The organism is Psychroserpens sp. AS72 (assembly GCF_038900375.1).
Classification (GTDB): domain Bacteria; phylum Bacteroidota; class Bacteroidia; order Flavobacteriales; family Flavobacteriaceae; genus Psychroserpens.
Genome location: NZ_JBBMRC010000008.1, coordinates 115,193 through 135,234, shown reverse-complemented (window position 1 = coordinate 135,234; position 20,042 = coordinate 115,193). Strand labels below are relative to the sequence as shown.

20 protein-coding genes are annotated in these 20,042 nt (G+C 32.1%); 12 read left to right on the top strand and 8 right to left on the bottom strand.

What is annotated here, in order from left to right:
- The first annotated feature begins 120 nt into the window (after window positions 1-120).
- The gene (gene ettA / locus WNY78_RS14380) at window positions 121-1,812 is read left to right on the top strand and encodes an energy-dependent translational throttle protein EttA (RefSeq protein WP_342873909.1); all 1,692 of its coding nucleotides are present in this window, start codon (window positions 121-123) and stop codon (window positions 1,810-1,812) included.
- Between the two features lie 81 nt (window positions 1,813-1,893).
- On the opposite strand, the gene WNY78_RS14375 is transcribed toward ettA, so the two are convergent.
- The 3 genes from WNY78_RS14375 to WNY78_RS14365 form a co-directional block, all read right to left on the bottom strand.
- Window positions 1,894-2,091 (bottom strand): hypothetical protein, encoded by a 198-nt coding sequence (locus WNY78_RS14375; protein WP_342873908.1) that lies wholly within the window; start codon window positions 2,089-2,091, stop codon window positions 1,894-1,896.
- A gap of 2 nt (window positions 2,092-2,093) precedes the next feature.
- Window positions 2,094-2,324, bottom strand: coding sequence for a hypothetical protein (locus WNY78_RS14370; RefSeq protein WP_342873907.1), 231 nt, complete (start codon window positions 2,322-2,324; stop codon window positions 2,094-2,096).
- A gap of 132 nt (window positions 2,325-2,456) precedes the next feature.
- Window positions 2,457-3,254, bottom strand: coding sequence for an MBL fold metallo-hydrolase (locus WNY78_RS14365; protein ID WP_342873906.1), 798 nt, complete (start codon window positions 3,252-3,254; stop codon window positions 2,457-2,459).
- A 204-nt stretch (window positions 3,255-3,458) separates the two neighbouring features.
- On the opposite strand from WNY78_RS14365, the gene WNY78_RS14360 reads away from it, so the two are divergent.
- The 10 genes from WNY78_RS14360 to WNY78_RS14315 all read left to right on the top strand — a co-directional run bounded on the left by WNY78_RS14360 (window position 3,459) and on the right by WNY78_RS14315 (window position 14,063).
- Entirely contained in the window at window positions 3,459-4,808 is a 1,350-nt protein-coding gene (locus tag WNY78_RS14360; protein WP_342873905.1) for a microtubule-binding protein, read from the top strand.
- A gap of 218 nt (window positions 4,809-5,026) precedes the next feature.
- Window positions 5,027-6,070 carry a hypothetical protein gene (locus tag WNY78_RS14355; protein ID WP_342873904.1) on the top strand — a complete coding sequence of 348 codons (1,044 nt, stop codon included), beginning with the start codon at window positions 5,027-5,029 and terminating at the stop codon, window positions 6,068-6,070.
- A gap of 243 nt (window positions 6,071-6,313) precedes the next feature.
- Window positions 6,314-8,275: an AAA family ATPase gene (locus WNY78_RS14350; RefSeq protein ID WP_342873903.1), complete on the top strand. Its 1,962-nt coding sequence runs from the start codon at window positions 6,314-6,316 to the stop codon at window positions 8,273-8,275.
- 2 nt (window positions 8,276-8,277) lie between these two features.
- A complete protein-coding gene (locus tag WNY78_RS14345) occupies window positions 8,278-8,859 on the top strand; it encodes an NUDIX domain-containing protein (protein WP_342873902.1) in 582 nt (193 codons plus the stop codon).
- A 40-nt stretch (window positions 8,860-8,899) separates the two neighbouring features.
- Window positions 8,900-10,135 carry a DUF6638 family protein gene (locus WNY78_RS14340; RefSeq protein ID WP_342873901.1) on the top strand — a complete coding sequence of 412 codons (1,236 nt, stop codon included), beginning with the start codon at window positions 8,900-8,902 and terminating at the stop codon, window positions 10,133-10,135.
- A 62-nt stretch (window positions 10,136-10,197) separates the two neighbouring features.
- Window positions 10,198-10,494, top strand: a complete 297-nt coding sequence (locus WNY78_RS14335) for a GIY-YIG nuclease family protein (RefSeq protein ID WP_342873900.1) — start codon at window positions 10,198-10,200, stop codon at window positions 10,492-10,494.
- Window positions 10,495-10,544: 50 nt separating this feature from the next.
- Window positions 10,545-11,087 (top strand): hypothetical protein, encoded by a 543-nt coding sequence (locus WNY78_RS14330; RefSeq protein ID WP_342873899.1) that lies wholly within the window; start codon window positions 10,545-10,547, stop codon window positions 11,085-11,087.
- 98 nt (window positions 11,088-11,185) lie between these two features.
- Window positions 11,186-12,883: a hypothetical protein gene (locus WNY78_RS14325; RefSeq protein WP_342873898.1), complete on the top strand. Its 1,698-nt coding sequence runs from the start codon at window positions 11,186-11,188 to the stop codon at window positions 12,881-12,883.
- Between the two features lie 11 nt (window positions 12,884-12,894).
- Window positions 12,895-13,509 carry a hypothetical protein gene (locus WNY78_RS14320; protein ID WP_342873897.1) on the top strand — a complete coding sequence of 205 codons (615 nt, stop codon included), beginning with the start codon at window positions 12,895-12,897 and terminating at the stop codon, window positions 13,507-13,509.
- Between the two features lie 59 nt (window positions 13,510-13,568).
- Window positions 13,569-14,063, top strand: a complete 495-nt coding sequence (locus WNY78_RS14315; RefSeq protein ID WP_342873896.1) for a hypothetical protein — start codon at window positions 13,569-13,571, stop codon at window positions 14,061-14,063.
- Between the two features lie 154 nt (window positions 14,064-14,217).
- Here WNY78_RS14315 and WNY78_RS14310 read toward each other — a convergent pair whose 3' ends face one another.
- Both WNY78_RS14310 and WNY78_RS14305 read right to left on the bottom strand, forming a co-directional pair.
- Complete coding sequence (locus WNY78_RS14310) at window positions 14,218-14,685, bottom strand: GNAT family N-acetyltransferase (RefSeq protein WP_342873895.1); 468 nt, start codon at window positions 14,683-14,685, stop codon at window positions 14,218-14,220.
- Window positions 14,672-15,694, bottom strand: coding sequence for a formimidoylglutamase (locus WNY78_RS14305; RefSeq protein ID WP_342873894.1), 1,023 nt, complete (start codon window positions 15,692-15,694; stop codon window positions 14,672-14,674). The genes WNY78_RS14310 and WNY78_RS14305 overlap by 14 nt, the downstream gene beginning before the upstream one ends.
- 118 nt (window positions 15,695-15,812) lie before the next feature.
- Between WNY78_RS14305 and WNY78_RS14300 the strand changes: the two genes are divergently transcribed.
- Window positions 15,813-16,694 (top strand): chromosome partitioning protein ParA, encoded by an 882-nt coding sequence (locus tag WNY78_RS14300; RefSeq protein WP_342873893.1) that lies wholly within the window; start codon window positions 15,813-15,815, stop codon window positions 16,692-16,694.
- A gap of 69 nt (window positions 16,695-16,763) precedes the next feature.
- Here WNY78_RS14300 and WNY78_RS14295 read toward each other — a convergent pair whose 3' ends face one another.
- From WNY78_RS14295 to WNY78_RS14285, 3 genes are read right to left on the bottom strand one after another with little or no spacing between them, the layout of a single operon-like run.
- Complete coding sequence (locus tag WNY78_RS14295) at window positions 16,764-17,327, bottom strand: hypothetical protein (protein ID WP_342873892.1); 564 nt, start codon at window positions 17,325-17,327, stop codon at window positions 16,764-16,766.
- Complete coding sequence (gene hutI, locus WNY78_RS14290) at window positions 17,311-18,546, bottom strand: imidazolonepropionase (protein WP_342873891.1); 1,236 nt, start codon at window positions 18,544-18,546, stop codon at window positions 17,311-17,313. Before hutI ends, WNY78_RS14295 begins: the two co-directional genes overlap by 17 nt.
- A gap of 60 nt (window positions 18,547-18,606) precedes the next feature.
- Window positions 18,607-20,013, bottom strand: a complete 1,407-nt coding sequence (locus WNY78_RS14285; RefSeq protein WP_342873890.1) for a T9SS type A sorting domain-containing protein — start codon at window positions 20,011-20,013, stop codon at window positions 18,607-18,609.
- Window positions 20,014-20,042: the final 29 nt, after the last annotated feature.

Sequence of the window (20,042 nt, the reverse complement as noted above, 5' to 3'; positions counted from 1 at the left end):
AAACAAAATTGAAAAGGTAGAATGTAGCTTTTCGGTAAGCTCTATAACTACAATAGAAACGATTAATTGTAAATTAATTTAAAATTTCATTTAAAAATAACTCAACAATTCAACAATACTATGAGTGACGATAAAAAAGTAATCTTCTCAATGTCTGGTTTAACCAAGACATTTCAAAGTGCGCAAACACCAGTTTTAAAAAATATATACTTAAGCTTCTTTTATGGAGCAAAAATAGGAATATTAGGACTTAACGGTTCTGGGAAATCTACGTTGCTTAAAATTATAGCAGGAGTAGATAAAAATTTTCAAGGTGATGTTACCTTTCTACAAGATTATTCGGTTGGGTTTTTAGAACAAGAACCACAATTAGATGACGATAAAACGGTTATGGAAGTTGTTCGTGAAGGTGCTGCAGAAACGGTAGCTATTCTTGATGAATACAATAAAATTAACGACATGTTTGGTCTTGAAGAAGTCTATTCAGATGCAGATAAGATGCAGAAGTTAATGGATAGACAAGCTGTGCTTCAAGATGAGATTGATGCAGAAAATGCTTGGGAGTTAGATACCAAATTAGAAATTGCAATGGATGCCTTAAGAACTCCAGATGGTGATAAGAAAATTGGTGTGCTTTCTGGTGGTGAGCGTCGTCGTGTTGCTTTATGTCGTTTATTATTACAAGAGCCAGATGTATTATTGTTAGATGAGCCTACTAACCACTTAGATGCAGAATCTGTACATTGGTTAGAACATCATTTAGCACAATATAAAGGAACTGTTATCGCAGTAACTCACGATAGATACTTTTTAGACAATGTTGCTGGATGGATTTTAGAACTCGATAGAGGTGAAGGTATTCCTTGGAAAGGGAATTACTCTTCTTGGTTAGATCAAAAATCTAAGCGTATGGCTCAAGAAAGCAAAACGGCATCTAAACGTCAAAAGACATTAGAACGTGAGTTGGAGTGGGTTCGTCAAGGTGCTAAAGGTCGTCAAACCAAACAAAAAGCTCGTTTAAATAATTACGATAAATTAATGAGTCAAGATCAAAAACAGCTTGACGAAAAGTTAGAAATATACATTCCAAATGGACCTCGTTTGGGTACAAATGTTATTGAGGCTATTGGTGTTAGTAAAGGGTATGATGATAAGTTATTGTATGAAGATTTAAATTTCAATTTACCTCAAGCTGGTATTGTTGGAGTTATTGGACCAAATGGTGCTGGTAAAACAACAATTTTCAGAATGATTATGGGAGAAGAAACTCCAGATAAAGGCGAATTTAAAGTTGGTGAAACAGCTAAACTGGCTTATGTAGATCAAAAGCATTCTAATATTGATCCCGAAAAATCAATCTGGCAAAATTTTAGTGATGAGCAAGAAATGGTTATGATGGGAGGAAAGCAGGTCAATTCTAGAGCGTACTTAAGTCGTTTTAATTTCTCTGGTAGCGAACAAAATAAAGCCGTTAAATTATTGTCTGGTGGTGAACGTAATCGTTTGCATTTAGCAATGACATTAAAAGAAGAAGGCAATGTTTTACTTTTAGATGAGCCAACCAATGATCTTGATGTCAATACATTAAGAGCATTAGAAGAAGGTCTAGAAAATTTTGCAGGTTGTGCAGTAGTTATTTCTCACGACAGATGGTTTTTAGATCGTATCTGTACGCATATTTTAGCTTTTGAAGGTGATAGTCAAGTCTATTTCTTTGAAGGTAGTTTCTCAGAGTATGAAGAGAATAAGAAAAAGCGTTTGGGTGGAGACTTAATGCCTAAGCGAATTAAATATAAAAAATTAGTAAGATAATCTAAATTAAAAATTAATTATGGTCACTCATTGTTGGTCATTGAGCGTGTTAGAAATGAGGCGAAGTGAACCAAAAACTATTTAATAAATATGTTCTGAACTTATTTTATAATTATTTGATAAGTCTAACTTTTTTAGTGTTTCTAAGTTTGTTTCAAAGGTCTCAAGTTCTTTTTTAATTGAATTTTCATGCTCATGAACGTAAAGATATTTTTTTGCTTTAAGAGCAAAAGCTATAGTTATAATTATAGAAATACTCGGTGCTAAAAGATCTATCATGACTAATTGTTATTATCATATAAATGACCATCAGTAAAATCTTGATAGCTTTTATCAATTTCAGACTTATAGAAACTATTATCCAATAAGCGTTTGTTTTCTGCTTTCAATTTATACATCTTGATTATTGCTACAGCAATAAAAATTAAGAATATAGAAGCAGTGACGATAAGAACTATAGTAAGTTGCATCGTGCTAACAAGTGAAATATTTGATGGATAGGAGTTTAGCATATCGCTATATTTATAATGATTTGGTTTTCAAATGTACAAAATAAATATATATAAAAGCACTTTATCTGAAAAAAAACACACTTTATCGATAGAATTTATGAACAACTCGATCCTTTATAGTTAATAACTCTATTATTTATACCAATCTAACTGCACTACTTCTATGCTTTCATCACCCTGATTAACAAGTGTTTTGAAATTGTCAACATCACTAAAACCGTCAGTTCCTCTATAGTGATATGGGTAAACTTGCTTTGGTTTAAACTCTAAAACAGCACTTACTGCACTTTCAACAGTCATTGTATACGGTAAATTCATACAAACAAAAGCTTTGTCAATATTTTCAAGAGCTCTCATTTCTGCAATATCTTCAGTATCTCCAGAGATGTAAATACGTTCATTATTTATAGTTACAACATATCCATTTCCTCGACCTTTAGCATGATATTTTAAGGCTTCTTCACGTAAATTGTACATTGGGATGGCTTCAAATAAGTGACCGTTTAAATTTATAGAATCGCCATTATTTAATGTTACGCTTTTTCCTAGTTTTAATTCCTTCGGAAATTTATCAACTACAGCTTTTGGAGCAATTACAGTTGCATGAGACAGATCTAATGCTTTTAAGGTCTCAATATCTAAATGATCTCCATGAATGTCTGTGATTAAGACGATTTCCGGAGAAGAAAACCCTTTAAAAGCTTCAGCACCTCCTGTTGGATCCACATAAATATCATCTTCACCATACGATAAAACCATAGTAGCATGTGATATTGGACTGATACTTAATTTCTTTTCTTGAGTAGATGTTTTTATAATTAAGTCTTTCGTGTTGGTTTCTAGAGTATTAGCAGTTTGCTCTTTTGGGTCTGTTTTACAAGAGAAAATTGATAAACACAACGATAACAATAGTAAATAGGAATATTTCATAATCTATATTTTTAGAACCTAAAGATAATAACAGTTTAATTAAGAAAATAGTTTGTAACAAAACATTACCTTTTACTACATATATTTTAGGCAGTTTATGTTTATAAAATCAGATTTTTTAACGAAATTGCTAGTCCTAAATAGTGTTCAACCAATATTAGCTCTTATAATAATTAAGAAATAGTATTAAATACAAAATATAATATGTCTGATGATTTTGATTTATTAGAAACAAATTCCAACGAAAAAACTGAAAAAGTAGATGTTAATTGGGGAAAAGCCATTGACCAAATGAAGTCAAAGCTTGCTCAAGAAGATGATCCAGAAAGTCGTCAAAAAATCTTAAATGCTACATTAGATAATGTTGTTGATATGGCAGAGAAAGATCGTACTACATTATTAGATGCGATTAAAGATTTGACCGATTATCAAGACGAAGTTGGTATTATGTTTGAAGGTTTTTCTGCATTAAACGCAGCAGAACAAAAAATCATAGACGATGCTGTTAAACGTTTAGAGCGTGCAAAAATAGAATTGGAAGATGCCAATGCAAAACCAGATACGTTTTGGAATAACCTCTTTGGAAGAAAAGGAAAAATCAAAAACGCAGAGCAAGAGCTTAAAGATGCTCAAAAAGTTCGTGATGCAGCAGATAATAAAGCAAAAGCAATGTTTCAACAACGTATTGAAACAGCAGATGTACAAACCTTATTAAATGAATTATCATTTAAAAGTCAGGCAGCTATCAAACGTTTAAAAGATAGAGAAGTAGAAATTAAAGAAGTTGAAGAAAGTTTAAAAACAGCTATCGTAGAAGCGAGTAATAATCATACTAAAGCGCTTCAGAAGAAAAAAGAAGTCGAAGACAAACTAGAAGAGCAGTATGCCATACTTAAGCAATCGCGTCAAGCTTTAGAAGAAGTAGCAGATAAACAATCTACAGAGTACTCAGAGGCTTTAAGTAAAGTCACAACATTAGAACAAAAAGTAGAAGAGTTAGAAGGTCTTAAAAACGCCTATACAACGCTTGCAGCTTCAAAAGATAGTTTTGTACATAAACATAATTTAACAATTAAAGTATTAACATCTTTACGTAGTAATTTACAAACGCATCGAGCAAAATTAAAGAGTGATACAGATGAACGTCTTAAATATTATGACGGTTACGTTGTTGCTTTAAAAGCTCGTACAGATCAAGAATTCGCTGCAATTTTAGAACATTTAGGTGTTAAAACAGATGAGCATATTGGAGAAACATTAGCTTCTATGCATACAGCAAGTGCTAAAGCACGTCAAGAAATGATGGATAATATTCCAGTTCATGAAAAAGTGATGCAAGGCGTTTATGGAAGTTATGCAGAGGCTTTAAACGAAATTAGAGAGAAAGATAAATCAATTCAAAAGAATTTTGCAGAGCGTTACGGTATCGATATGAAAGAGATTTTTGAAGATTACTATGCTGCAGATGCTAATGCACCTTCAGGAGGTGATGGAGGAGGAGAGCCAGAAGGTGAGCCAAAGCCAGAAGCTAACGACGACGATTTATTGTCTTAAAATAATTATGATAGCGTTACCTTTTGCGATTCAGGTCACTGAGCTTGTCAAAGTGCAGGATAGCAAAAGGTCAGGCTCTCGCAAGTCGCTCTCTTTGAGGAGCTCCAACAATTGCTCCATCCTTAACGCGATGTCTACTTATAATTTAAATTACAAAGAAAAACCAAAAGTTTGCTTATGGCTACTTGCCAATAGCTAAAAGCTAAGAGCGAAAAAAAATGATTGTAACACCATTAGATTCTGCAATATTAGACTCCAAAGAGCAATATGTGTTCTACCATAAAATGGTAGACTTCTCTCTCAAAGAGCTCATTGTAGCTGTACAACAAAAACAAATCTTAGAAGAGAAAGAAATTTTATTGTTTAAGCAATATTCAGATTTACTTTTATATTCCATTGAAGCTATGCGTGTAAAATACATGTATGACGACGAAGAAAACATGAAAGTAGATTTAACAGACTCAGGATTTCCTAATTATTTAGAGTTTCGTTATTTGTTTAATGATTTAGAATTGCGTGACGATTATTTAGGTAAGCTAACAGATGTAAATGTATTAAAAGAAGAATTTTTAGATACCTTATTAAGAAAGAAAGAACCAATTGCTAAGCGCAAATTATTTCAAGCGTCTTCAATTGTATATTATACATCAGCTAAAAAAGAATACATCTTTAATCGTTTTGTACAAGGTAAAATTATAGAAGCACCTCAAGATTCTCCTGGAGAATATATGGTAAGTTGGAGTTTTTATGATGTGTCACACAACCGTCCGTTTATTTGCTACATGTACTTTAATTATGATGGTAACCCAACAAAAGACAGAGAAGAGATTTACTACGCATTAAAAACAGTAGCAGATAGAGAAATGGCAATGGATACCATGGCTTATGGTATTGATAAGCGTGTCCCAAATATGTTTCCAAAGCTCATAAAACGTGTCGATTTAGGTCCAATCCACAACGTGTTTGCAAAAGATGAAAACAAAGTAACGCATGCTATTTTACAAGGAATTGCAGAAAAAGCAATCCCATTAGAGTCTTATGCGATTTCATTTAAAATTGATGAAGTAAGCTCAAAAAGTGAATTTAAAGAAGGAAGTTTTTTTAGTAAGCAAACCTTTCAAAAATGGGATGCGATTTTTAGACAACGTTACGTTTTTGCACCACATAGAATTATACAATTACTATATAATAAAACACCTGAGATTATGAATAAGTTAGCTAAAGCACCTATTCAAATTGCAGACTTGACAATGAAAAAATAAAAGACCAAAATAATTCCTTCCCTTATTTAGGGAAGATGGATTTATTCTGAGAAAACAGAATAAAGACGGAAGGGTTAAAATCCACCTCGTCTTTTGCTAAAAAGCAAAATCCACTCCTCCTTTTAAAGGAGGAGAATTTGATAGATGATTAAAATAATAATAAGTATAGAAGTTTAAAGCATAAATCTCAAGAAGTTGAGTAAGTGAACTTTGAATATTAAACTTAAAACATTGAACTAAAACATGGAACACAACTCAACATTTCCTATAAAACAAAATGAACTCGATATGCTTCGTGATGAAGCAACTTCCTATATAAAAAGTATTCAATGGGAACAAGGTCAGAGAGCAAAAAACAAAGATAAAGACGCAAAAGATGAGTCTATATTATTGTATTTATCTCGCGCTAAAGGAAATGGAGCCACAGATGTCACTTCGGTTTCAAAAACGATTTTAGAACTTAAAAAACGTTTGTTACCAGAGTCTATAGCAATTCCAATACACTTAAATCAAACACTGTATGCGGTTCAAGAAGGAATTACTTTAGGGATTTGGACCAAAGATAGTTACTACGATTCTTCTGGTTTATCTAGTTTGGCAGAAAACAGATCTGCTCTAGATAATTCAGGAAAGCGTGAGTATGAAAGTAAAATGCAAACGGCAACAGCATTTATGTTGTTTGCGACTGCTTACAAAATATTACATGATTTAAAATCCGTTGCTTCAGACGATTTAAGCGTCATGAAAAACAAATTTGCTGGCATTCCTGAAGTGTCTCTAATGTCTCCTTTAAAAGGGATTTCATGTGCCTTATTTTATTACGATAAATACTTAGGACATCCAGAAATCATAAAAACTGATAAAGACGTCATTGATTTTACCGTTGTTTATTTTGAAGCTTTAATAGCCGAAATCCAAATGCGTAAAAGCAGTTTGGAGTATACTGAAACGATAGTTGATAGAACTTATAAATTAGAAGACTCAGAATTTGCAGTTGCAGGTTGGGATAATGTATTTCAAGGGACAGCAAAAAGTGTTGAGTTTAATAAAATTCAGTTTGAACAAATTGTAGGTAACAGAGATGCAAAGCATTTTGCACGTCGTTTGACAGAACGTATGTTGAGTTACGATTTTGAAGCAAAAAAGAATCCGTTTCAAGAATTAGGTGGATTTATGCCAGTGTTTATGGGTTACGGAATTCCGGGAACAGGAAAAAGTATGCTGATTGCAGCAATTGCGACGCGATTAAAAGAACATTCAGATAATTTAGATATTCCATTTTTGTTTCACCCAATGCCAGACACGTTGATTTCAACCTTTCAAGGTGGTTCAGCAGAAAAAATGGTAGATTGGATGAAACCAATGCAAGATCCAAGTAAATTGATTTTTGCTCCAATAGATGATGCTGAAAACAATTTGCAAGAACGTACAGCTCAGGGAGTTTCCGCAGGTGTAAAAGAAGTTATTGGTGTATTTTTGAGATATACTGAAGGCGCTTATGCTGTTAACTACGGAAATAGTTCTATTGGATTATTCACAAATTTACCTGAAATGCTAGATAAAGCGGTCATTTCTCGTGTACAAGGTCGTTTCAAAATTGATGGAGCAAGAACTGAGCACGACTTTTTAGATCAAGATCATTTATGGTGGAGAAAGTTGGATACAACTATGCCAGATTTTGTGAATATGCAAGGTCCAGAAAACTATAGTTATTTGCAAGATCAAGGATTAGCAAAAAACATGGGAGAAATCTTTAATGTATCTGACAAGCCTACAGAAGTACGTGTTTTAGACGCTTATGATAAAACAGAAAAGCATTTTAAAACCAACCACCATTTGTTTTATGCTAATTTATATAAGGAGATTCAAAAGATTTTTCCATTCTTCTCATCTCGTGATGTGAGAAATATACAAAGTGCTGTGTCGTTACGATTAACAGATTTTGATTTAGAAGAAGATTGGTTTGATAATCCAGAAATTTATTTCAAAAAGGATTATGAGACAAAGTTTAATATGCTTCAGGAATTGATGCGAGCAAATATGAAAGGCTTAGATTTTTCTGAAATTCGCCGACAAGAAGTTGTGCGCTATTTGGATAATGTTGCGACGATTGCAGATACCGATTTTAAACGAAAAGTAGATGCAAGAATCAACCAATTAAACATAGAAACAGAAGCTAGAGAGCAATTTGGAATTAAATCATAACCATGAGTAATCGTGTAAAAGATATCAAACGACATGTATTATCTGATAAGTTTTTTAAACTGTCAGAATTTAAATTTGATTATCAGCTCAAAAATAAACAATGGGTTACAAATACGTGGGAAGTTTTAGAACGTCGTGATGCAGCTGCTGCCTTACTCTATAATCTCGAAAAACGTAGTATTATTTTAGTAAAACAGTTTAGGTTGCCTGCGTATTTAAATAAACATGAAACTGGGTTTTTGTTAGAAGTGCCTGCAGGAGTTATTGATGATAATGATGAATCACCAAAAACGGCAATGCAACGGGAACTGCTAGAAGAAACAGGTTATCAAATTAATAACCTCGAAAAAGTATATGATGCTTATGCAACTCCAGGAGGCAGTACAGAACGTTTTTCTTGTTTTATTGGTGCTTATGATTCATCGATGAAAACAAACGAAGGTGGTGGATTAGCCTCTGAAAATGAAGATATCGAAATTATTGAAATAGCTTTTGATGATGCCATAGGTTTATTAGCAAATGGAGACATTATTGATGCAAAAACAATCATGTTGCTACAACACGCTCAAATTAAAATATTTTAGAATTAATAATGAAAAAGATGACCGCTTTTGCGGAAACAAGATGCAAAAATTAAAAGCAGCAAATTTATATAGAAGTGAATTAATTCCAGTGAGTGGAAAACTCGTTGAGCGTTATAATAAATGCTTAAAAAAACTGGGTTTTACTGAAACAAAGCTGACTCATTTTCATATTGATGGTATTGGCTGGAGTCCGGAAATTTCCGAAGAAAAAAAGAATGGAAATTACTTATGCAATGGAGAATCAAATCCGCATGGTATTATCATTTCGCCTTTGCAAAACAAGAAACCTGTTTACATTCCTTATCATACATTTGATAGAGAAATGATGCAATCTGTGTTTAAAGTACATGGAGAGCGTATTAATGATATTACTAGAGATTCTGCTATTTGTATCGACTTTGATCAAAGTATAGATGCTTTTTATGAGCCATTAGATGTTTTGAGATATCAAATTGTTACCATAAAATTTCATCTTATAGATAATCTAGATCATGTTAGAGAGGAGCAATTACAACTTATTGAAAAGTTTAAAACAGGTAACAATTTTATTGACGAGGACTTACATAATCAATTATTAGAATCGGCTAATAAATATGGTGATTTAAGAGAACGTGATTTAGAATTACGATCTGTAAATTATGTCACAGATTCATTCTATACAAAATCATTTGGAGGTGTATATGTGCTTCGAGATTTTATCACACCAATTGTCGTGTTTGAAGATATGAAATGGTATAAAGAAGCAATTAAAGATACGCTTCATGACGTAACAATTTTTCATATTTCTCAACCAGAACTCATGGAGAAACTTCGTGATCATATCATAATCGCTTATGATTTAGAAGAAATGATAAAGTCTAAACGTTATGAACGTATAAAGAAATTTGAGTTTGCTCAGCATTTAAAAGATACTCAACATCCTATTAGAGATATTCTTAATGATCCATTATTATTTAAAAGTTATTTAAATAAAGTGGATATAGAAACGCGTAAAAAAGTGATGAGTGTAGAGCGTTATGTAGAAAAGTTAGAAACGAGTAATCAATATAAAATTTCAGATATAATAGACGACGATTTATTTGCAGCCATGCACGAACCACATTCTAGCTTGAGTCCTAATCATCAAGATTTAATTTGGAAGTTGTTAGTTAACATAGCACCAAAGGATGTGTTGTTTTTGTATTGGTATGACAAAGAAGAGTTTTATAAACAATATACAACTTGGGATGATTCTCTTAAGGATTGGGTCATTGAGACAATTAGTAACAATATTTGATTTTTTTAGACTAACTTTATAAGTGGTTGTCATTCCGCACTTGATGCGGAATCTCAAACTTTATGAAAGGTAATTATCATCAATATTATACTTATTTAGTCACTAATAAAAAAGAGGGAACACTTTATTTAGGTGTTACAAATGATTTAGAACGAAGAATGTATGAGCATAAAAACAAATTAGTATATGGGTTTACTCCTAAATATAATTTAAATAAACTAGTGTATTTTGAGCAATTTCAATATGTTGATAATGCTATAAAAAGAGAAAAACAATTGAAAAATTGGAATAGAGAATGGAAAATCGAATTAATTGAAAATGACATTCCAAATTGGAATGACTTATCTTTTGATTGGTAAAATATAAACAGATTCTGCGTCGTAGCGCAGAATGACAAAATAGGATAACCATGGGAATAGAAATAATAATATTTATTGCAGCAGTACTTTTTGGGATTTTTCTCTATTGGAGAGAATCTAACGGAAATGGACTCTATCGCTTTGTAAATAAGATAGTCAATAGTAAAGAATTGCAAATGGCTCCAAATAGTAAAAAAGGATTCATATATCAGCGATCTATTTTACCACGTATATTATTTATTGTCACTTTGGTGTTAATTGCAGCTTTAATTGTTGAATTCCTAACACCAATTTCAATATTTGGAAGTTATGTAGGAGTTTCAGCATTTGCCTCATTTGCTGCAGGAACTTTATTAGGAACCTATTTAGCCAATATTGTATTAAAATCAGGACAAGTTTTAGAAGAACAAAGTGAATCTTTAGAAGATAAATTTGAACATGCTGTAGAAAAAGGAAAAGACTTTATTGAGGATTTAAAAACTAGAGACGCTAAGGTTGTTGAAGAAGCCAAAGCAGAATTAAAAGTAGATCCTAAGCCAAAAGCAGACGATAAATCTGCACGTGACCGATTAAAAGATAAGGGTCTAATGTAATAAGAACTGTCACACTGATTGCAGTCAAAGTGTGAACGAGATTGAAAATAAATTAAAACAGATTCTGCGTCGTAGCGCAGAATGACAAAATACAACCAATGATCAAATCATACTGGAATAAAGGCGCAAAGCAAAAATTCATAACCATACTTTTAGGTTTAATTCTACTCATTGCATTATTTGCTTTTCGAGATGACTACCAACCTGGATTATTATTTCTTCGGAAATATATCTTCATCATTCTATTAAGTCTGTTGGTATTATTTTTCGGACTTAAAAAATTTAGAAGTTCTGCCAGCACAGGAAAACGTTTAGGTGTTTTGGCTTTATTATTAGTGTTCTTTGGGTTGTTATATGTAGCAGGATGGCATTTTAAGATGTATGATTATATGAAAACATACAATGTGTTTAACGATTTAAATAAAGTAGAAATTCACGAATTACCATTAACTCGTAACGAGCGTATCCAACCTTTGCAAAACATTTTTACAATGGCAAATGAAAGTGTTGGAGAAACCAAAGATGTATCTCTTCCACACTTAGTTCGTATTGAGGATGAAAATAAATGGACGATGGCTATTCAACCGTCTGAGAATTATACATTTCAACAAATAAGTGATAATACCGAAGAAGTATTTGCTGTATCTAGCACAACACCATTTCCTCGTTTTTCTAACGAAAATAGAATTTCAGTAACCTTTTCAATAGGTGAAACTTTAAAATTTAGTCGTAATACGTACAATGCAGTTGTGCAACGTTTTAATCCGTGGATGCTTATCAATTATGAGCCTAGCGATACATTTTACATGAAAAATGATTCGGGAGCATGGGTTCAGGTTGTGAGTTTAATTAAGTGGAAAGGTTTTTTCTTCCCATATCCAAGTTTTGGAGGTGTTATGGTTATTGACAGTGGTGAACACGATATGAATGATTATTTAGAGCGTATCACTATAGGAAAAGGAACATTTATCTCTCCAGAAGAGATGCAAAACTTTCCATACTTAACCAAACAAAATACGTTGGCAGAAAAAGTATCTAGATTACAAGCAGAATCTTTAAAATTTCTTGGTGGATTTAGTGATCCATTACCATGGAATATGTTGACAGCAGTTAAAATTCCAGAAATGCCTAAAGATCAAAATCAGCAACCTTACGTCACCGACTTTGATTTTTCAGGTTCAGAAAGTGATGCTTACACAGGTTTATACCATTGGTTTGGATTGGAGCCAGTAGGAGCAGAGCGCACAAGTTTAAGCTATAGCATATTTGTACCAGCAGATGGTACAGATAAATTGTATTATTATGATCATGCTACAAAAAAGCAAGGTTATGCAGGTGTTTCTGCGATGCCTCAAAAAGTTAAAGAATCTAAAAAAGAGATAGATTGGACAGCTAATTCTCCGGTAGAATTTAGACCCTATATAAAAGACATAGCTGGACGTAAACGTATGTTCTTTTTAGGAACAATTTCGGCAATTAGTGATACAGATGCAAAACAATTTGATGGATCTGCTACACCAGATTTAGTTTTAGTAGATAGTGAGTATCGTGATGTTATTTGGATTGACGTAAAACACCCTAGTACTTGGGATGAAGAAGTGTATAAGCAATTAGGCGAAGCTTGGAGAGCAAGTGAAGGCATTGGTTATTATTACGAAAAAGAAATCACAGACGAAGATTTACAAAGTATGATAGATTCTTTAACGGTTATTCCAAAAGTGAATAAGAATACTTCTGAAATTGAAGCCTTACAGCGGAAATTGGATTCTTTGAAGGCTTTGGAAGGGAATAATTAAATGCTTTAATAATGAATGTTTTAAGAATGGTATTTAGTTTATTTCTAGGTGCAATAACATTTTTGTCATGTTCAATTCATAAACCCGTTGTAAAAGATGTTATTGGCATATATCAATCTAAGGACGGAAAACCTTTCACAAAATTAGAAATCAATAAAGACAATACCTTTAGTTATCAGCAAGTTTCAGGCTTATATGATTCTAGGAGCAAAGGAAAATGGAAACTTCAAGGAAGTGATTTAATTTTAATAAGTGATGATTATTTTAAATCCGATATGATTGAAGTCATTGAAAAGGAAAACATCCAAAGCAAACAACTTCAACTGTACGATAGTTATAAAAAGCCATTTGTTAATTCTTTGGTGAAATTTAAAGTTGGAAATTTGTTTTTAGAGAGAATTACTAATGAAAAGGGAATTATTTTAATTGATGATTCATGGATTATTGACTCTTTTTATATTAACACAAATATAGATGAAGTTTATTCCTATTCTGTTAAAGAAATGAATACATCTTTTGAAGTAATACTTTACATCGATGACTTAAGTATGGAGTTCTTTAATAATGAAAAACTTGTTGTCAACAGGAATAGTTTAGTTTTAAAAAAACATAAATTATTTAAATAAAACCTCCACAATTTCTGTAACAAAACCCATGATTTTCAGACTTATAAGTAAAGTCTATTATGGGAGGTTACATGGGATTAGGTATGGCTTCTTGGATTTATAAACAAGGTCCAAGAAAACCGTTTTCTAAAAGAAAACGAAGACCAACTTGCAACACCCTTTCTACTTATGAAAGAGTGTTTAAATTGCAGCCATCAAAAAAATCCAGTAATCTTTATATTGTTTTTAGTTTTTTATTTATAGGTTTAGTTGCCATTGGTTTGTATTATAAAATACCAGAGTTTACAGACTATCATAGTATTAGAAATACGCAAAAAAGGGAACGTATTGAGCATAAAAATAAATCTGTTTATAATTTCTTAATGAATTCTGGGATAAATAGATTGAAAGCAAATAATTTAGTTGGTGCACATTCAGAGTTTACACTAGCACGAGCAATTTATCCTAATGATGAGACTGTAAATCAATTGTTGGTTGAGACTTTGGTTGGATTATGTGATGATAATAATACGTATTGTGTTGAATTGTATGTCATACTAGAAAATTCATTTTGATTAGTCGATAAGATAAGCATAAGGTGATTCAAGAGGAATCAAATGAAATGCTTTCCTATTCTTAATAAATTTGTCATTCCGACAATAGGAGGAATCTCTCACGAAAGGATAATGAGATATCTCACTACGTTCAATATGATATAGTCTATAAAACCTAAAAGGTCAATTCCATTTTAATATCACTACGAACATAAGGACTATTTTTTTCTAGCTTCAATTCTATAAACCCAAGCTTTCTATAAATATAAATCGCGTTTTCTAATTTGGTAGCAGAGTAGAGCATGAGTGATTTTAATTTATGCTCTCTTGCAAAATCGATACAATGTTGAAGTAGGTGTTGACCAATTTTTTGTCCGCGTTGATTAGGCAATACTGCCATTTTGGTCAACTCAAAAACTAAAGGGTCTTTTGTAGGCATCAAAGCAACAGTACCTAGAATGAGATCATTAGATTTAGCGAAGAAAATATGACCACCTTTATCAATAATGTAAGTTTCTGGTTTGCTTAACACGTCTTCATCAAAAGGCTCAACATAAAAATAGGTTTGTAACCACTCAATGTTTAGTTCATAGAAGTTTTTGGCATATCTATTTTCAAACGGAATGATCTCAAATGCTTTCATGCGCTCTAATAAAATCAGTAATGAGGTATGAAATGAGTTTGCCTACTTGAGTTTCGGTTTCTGGAGTAGGAGCAGCTTCACAAATATGCAAATAAGCTACATGCTCTTGTTTTCCGAAGAAATTAACAAAAGCTCTTGTTTTATTTACTGCAAATCCGCTAGGAGTCATCGCACTACTTGGCAAATCTTGTATGGCATCACAATCTATTTCTAACCCAAACTGTTTTGATGAAATATGTTCTAAAGCACGATTCATTTCAGCATCAAAAGATTTTTCTCGTCGTACCATCATACTCTCAAACGTATTGAATTTAATAGTTTTAAGTTTTTTTAAGGTTCTAAAAATTCTATCAGATGTATAATTTTCATGCAGACCAAAAACGAAGTAGTTTTTTAAAAACCCTTCAGCAAATGCATAACTAAATCCGTTGCCACTATGACGACCTTCTTCAGCTCTAAAATCATGATGCGCATCAAAATTTATAGCATTGATTTGCTTATTTAGCGCTAATGAAGTGCCTTTAATATTTCCGTAGGCATTATTATGACCACCTCCAATTATAATAGGAATCTTACCTGCACTAACAATTTGAGACACTAAAAAAGAGACAGATTCATCAATTGTATCGACTTTTTTTCTTGCTTTTGCGATGTCTTTCTTTTTACTTTGATCAAATTCGTTGACTTGTTCTTGATACTTCGGAAATTCTAAACACCCTAAAATTGCTATTTTTTTGGCATGCGTATGTGCATTACTTTGAATGTTTAACAAAATTTTAATGACTGCATCCCAAGCATTGTAAGTTCCTGGATTTCCGTAATTTGCGAATACTCCAATATCTTCTTTGATACCAAAAATAACATAAGAAACGTCTAATTTTAACAATTGTTCGTATATATCCTTGAAGTTGGGAAGTAATGAGATATGTTCTCCAAGTTTGGTTTCTTTAGAGCGTTTTTTCAGAATAGAATTTAATTCTGAAGTAGTAAAAGGTTTTAAATTGTCCATTAACAAAATTGTTTAATTTTGGCGAATTAAAAGTACAGTTTTTTTATTTTCAATTTCAAAAACGATTAACTAAAATTAAAGATTAACTTTTTTAAATAATTTAAACAAAAAGTAACTTATGGAAAATTCAAATAGTAAGGGTACAGGATTAAAAATTGCTTTAGGTGTATTACTAGCATTGTTTTTAGGTACAGGATTTTACACATCAAAACTTTATAATGAGAAAAAAGAAAACGAAATGTCTTTAACTCGTGAGAAAGAACAAGTGATGGCAGATTTGAGTACAATGGCAAAACAATATGATGTTGCTATTGGTGAGAATGAAGTCTCAAATGAGCGTTTAGAAGAAGCTAGAGGACGTATACAAGGTTTGATGGATTCATTAAAAATTTCTCAAAATAGTGTGAGTAGTTTGTGGAGATACAAAAAGAAATTCATGGCTTTACAAGAGGAAATGAATGTTTTAATGAAAGAGAACGATAAACTTAAAGTAGAAAACTCTTTATTAGCAACGACTTTAGATAGTACAACGGTTCAATTAGCAGAACGTACGGTTTTTACAGATTCTTTATTAGTGCAAAACACACAATTAGCAGAAGTTGTTGAAAATGCTGCAGTTTTACAAACTACAGATCTTAAAGGATTTGGTGTGATTGAAAGAAGCTCAGGTAAATTAATTCCAACAGAACGTGCTAAGCGTAGTGATAAACTTAAAGTATGTTATACTGTTGCAAAAAACAGATTAGTTGGTGCTGGAGATAAAGAATTATATGTGCAAATTTTAGATCCTAAAAACAATGTATTGGGTTCTAATGATCAAATACAGTTTGACGATACCGTTTTAAATTATAGCTTAATTAGTAAGTTTAATTACGAAAATAGAAACTTAAACATTTGTGAGTTTGTTGCTCCAAATGAAGATTTTGAAAAAGGACGTTACATTGTAAATGTTTTTAATAATAAGGAATTAATTTCTTCTTCAGAATTCACGCTGAAATAAGTAAGATAAGTTAGGTTAGATTGAAAAATCTGGAAGTTCACAATTGAGCTTTCAGATTTTTTTTTGTTTTTATTCGGAAAGTTGTGCAATACACAATTCTCTAACCTTCCAAAGTTCATCGTAATTTAGCGGTACATTTTTTTCTATAATCCACGACTTTAAAAATGATTGATGGCGTTTTAGCTTATAGTCTCCAATGTGTTCTGGTAAGATGAATTCTTCTTGTAATAAAGATTTTACAAAAGCAGGTGGTTTATTATCATTAAAAGTAATGTCTATGATTTTGTTATTCACTTTTAAATAACAATGCGCTTCAGGAATGTATTCTAATTGATAAGCATCTAAAACAGTACTAATTTTTGGCGTATTCTCTCTATTCATTTTAAAAATACCCAAGCACAATGTTATATCTTCAGTATTGTTTTCAGTAGCTATTGCTTTTAAAAAAGCGTGTTTTGTAGAGCAAGTGCCTTTGTTTTCTTTTATAACTAATGCGAAGTCACTTCGATTGGTATTTCTTCCATAAGGTAATTGTTTAATGTAATTGAACACTGAACTAAAATCTGGAAGCCCTTTTGCTATACATTGTTTAGAAAGCGACTGATGTTTAGATAAATTAAAATTTTTGACCATTAATTATAACGGTTTCAATTAGATTGTCGCCAAATGCGTAAGGTAAATGGTAATAACTAGGAATTGCTTTGGTGATGATTAAGTTTGCTTTTTTACCTCTACAAATACTTCCGTAGTTGTTAGAAATTCCCATGGCATAAGCTCCATTAATTGTTGCTGCATTAATAGCTTCTTCTGGAGTTAACTTCATTTTAATGCAAGCTGTAGAGACTACAAAATTCATGTTTCCGCTAGGTGTAGAACCAGGATTATAATCTGTTGCTAAAGCTAATGGTAAACCAGCATCTATTATTTGTCGTCCAGGAGTATAAGGAATACTCAAAAAATAGGAGCAAGACGGCAAGGCAACTGGCATTGTATGAGATGTTTTTAAAACCGAAATATCATCATCAGTAAGTTCTTCTAAATGATCAACAGAAAGTGCATTGTGTTTAACACCAAGCGCAACACCTCCAAATGCATTAAATTGATTGACATGAATTTTTGGTGTCATCCCATATTTAATTCCTGCTTTTAAAACACGTTCGGTATCTTCTAAGTCAAAATAGCCTTTTTCGCAAAAGACATCAATATAGTCGGCTAAATGCTCTTTAGCAACTGCAGGAATCATCTCATTAACAACCAAATCAATAAAACCATTCTTATTATTTGTAAATTCTTTTGGAATGGCATGTGCAGCTAATAATGTTGGTTTAATGCTTATTGGAAACTCATGTTTTAATCGTTTAATAACGCGAAGCATTTTTAATTCTGCTTCTATAGTCAATCCATAACCAGATTTTATTTCAATAGCTCCTGTTCCTAATTTTATAACTTTGGTAAGACGTTTGGCTGCTTGTTCATATAAACTATCTTCTGTAGTGTTTTGTAATGTTTCCGCAGAATTTAAAATGCCACCACCACGATTTGCGATATCCTCATAAGACAAGCCATTAATTCGATCTACAAATTCTTGAGTTCTATCACCTGCATATACAATATGCGTATGAGAATCACACCAAGCAGGCATTACAATTTTACCTTTCGCATCTATAATTTCATCAGCTTCTAGGCTTTCAAAATCATCCATACTACCAAATTCAACAATAGTATCATGTTCAATTAAAACATAAGCATTTTTAAGAATAGGCAAGATTTTCATGTCTTTGCCTTTAACAATAGTAATGTTGGTTTCTCTAACTTGAAGTAATTCTTTGATGTTGGTAATGAGTATGGACATAGTAATGATATAAAGTCTAAATTTAAAAATTATATCATTAGAAAAGTAGGCTAGAGGTCTCTATTTTTTAATAAACTTAAATACGGTATTGGTGGTATTAAATTTCAGAAAGTAGATTCCAGTTTTTAACTCGGAAACATCAACTGCTTCATGTAATTGCAGTTGTTGAGTTTTAATGATTTTACCAAGACTATCAAAAATAGATATTTCCGAAGCATTTGTTATACCATTAAAATGGAGCTTGTCTTCTGCTGGATTAGGAAACATTGTAATGTTTGCATGTTCAATATCTGAAACTGATAACACAATTTTTAAATTTTTAAACATATTGACTTTGTCATCATTATATGCAATCGTTGAAATGTCTAAATCACCATCATTTTCAAAATCTGCAAACGTAATGGTATACGCTTGACTTTGTGTATCATCAATTATTTGTTCTGGGCCAAAATTACCTGTACCATCACTTTTAAACCAAACGATGTCATTTCCAGCTCCAGATGAAGCGCTAGTGAGAATAAAATCTTTTATGTTATCATTATCTAAATCTCTTAAATCTAAGCAAGCAGGATTGGCAATACTAGTGCTAATTGCTGTTTCTACATAAGTTGCTGTGCCTGGAGAAACTTGAGTGCGTTTAAACCAAGAAGCATCTCCTGTGATATCTGTAACTAAGATATCTAAGCTAGAATCGTTATCAACATCTTCTGCCATGATACTAAATATATAATCTTTAGAATTTAAGGATACAATATTGGTATCTGCTATGAAATTTCCGTTGCCATCATTATAAAAAACTTCAATTTTACAATCGTTTGGTACTCCAAAGGCAATTGCATTTCCAATAACACAATCTATATCACCATCAAAGTCAATATCTTTCATGGCAAAAGCACCAGGACTTATAATTGTATTATCGATGATGTTTTTTGTTCCAAAATTTCCTGAGCCATCATTTGCAAACCAAATGACTTCATTTCCATTGTAAGCAGCAACAGCAACATCTAAAGATGTATTGTTATCTATAGTTCTAACATAGACCTGACCTGGACCATTTACAGTAGATGTGATAATTTGTTCAGGACCAAAATTACCTAGACCATCATTTTCAAACCAAACTAATGTGCCATCACCAGATGATGTTGAAACGACATCATTAAAACCATCATTATTTAAATCAGCAATGGCAACACCTCCTGCACTGTTTAACAAACCAATTGTAGCTGTTTGTAAATCAAAATTTCCTGTACCATCATTTTTTAACCAATACACTGTACCTCCAATTGTGGTACTCAATACGATATCAGGAAAAGCATCATCATCAATTAAGCCAGATGCAATGTTGTAAGGTGCATTTCCACCTGGAAGTGGAAGTACAATAGATTGCGTTTTATCAAAAGTTGTTTGTGCAAATGCATTAAAATTTCCGAAGACAATAAAAAGGCTATAGAATAAAAAATTACGCATGGTCATTAAATGGGTTTAAAACAAAACAA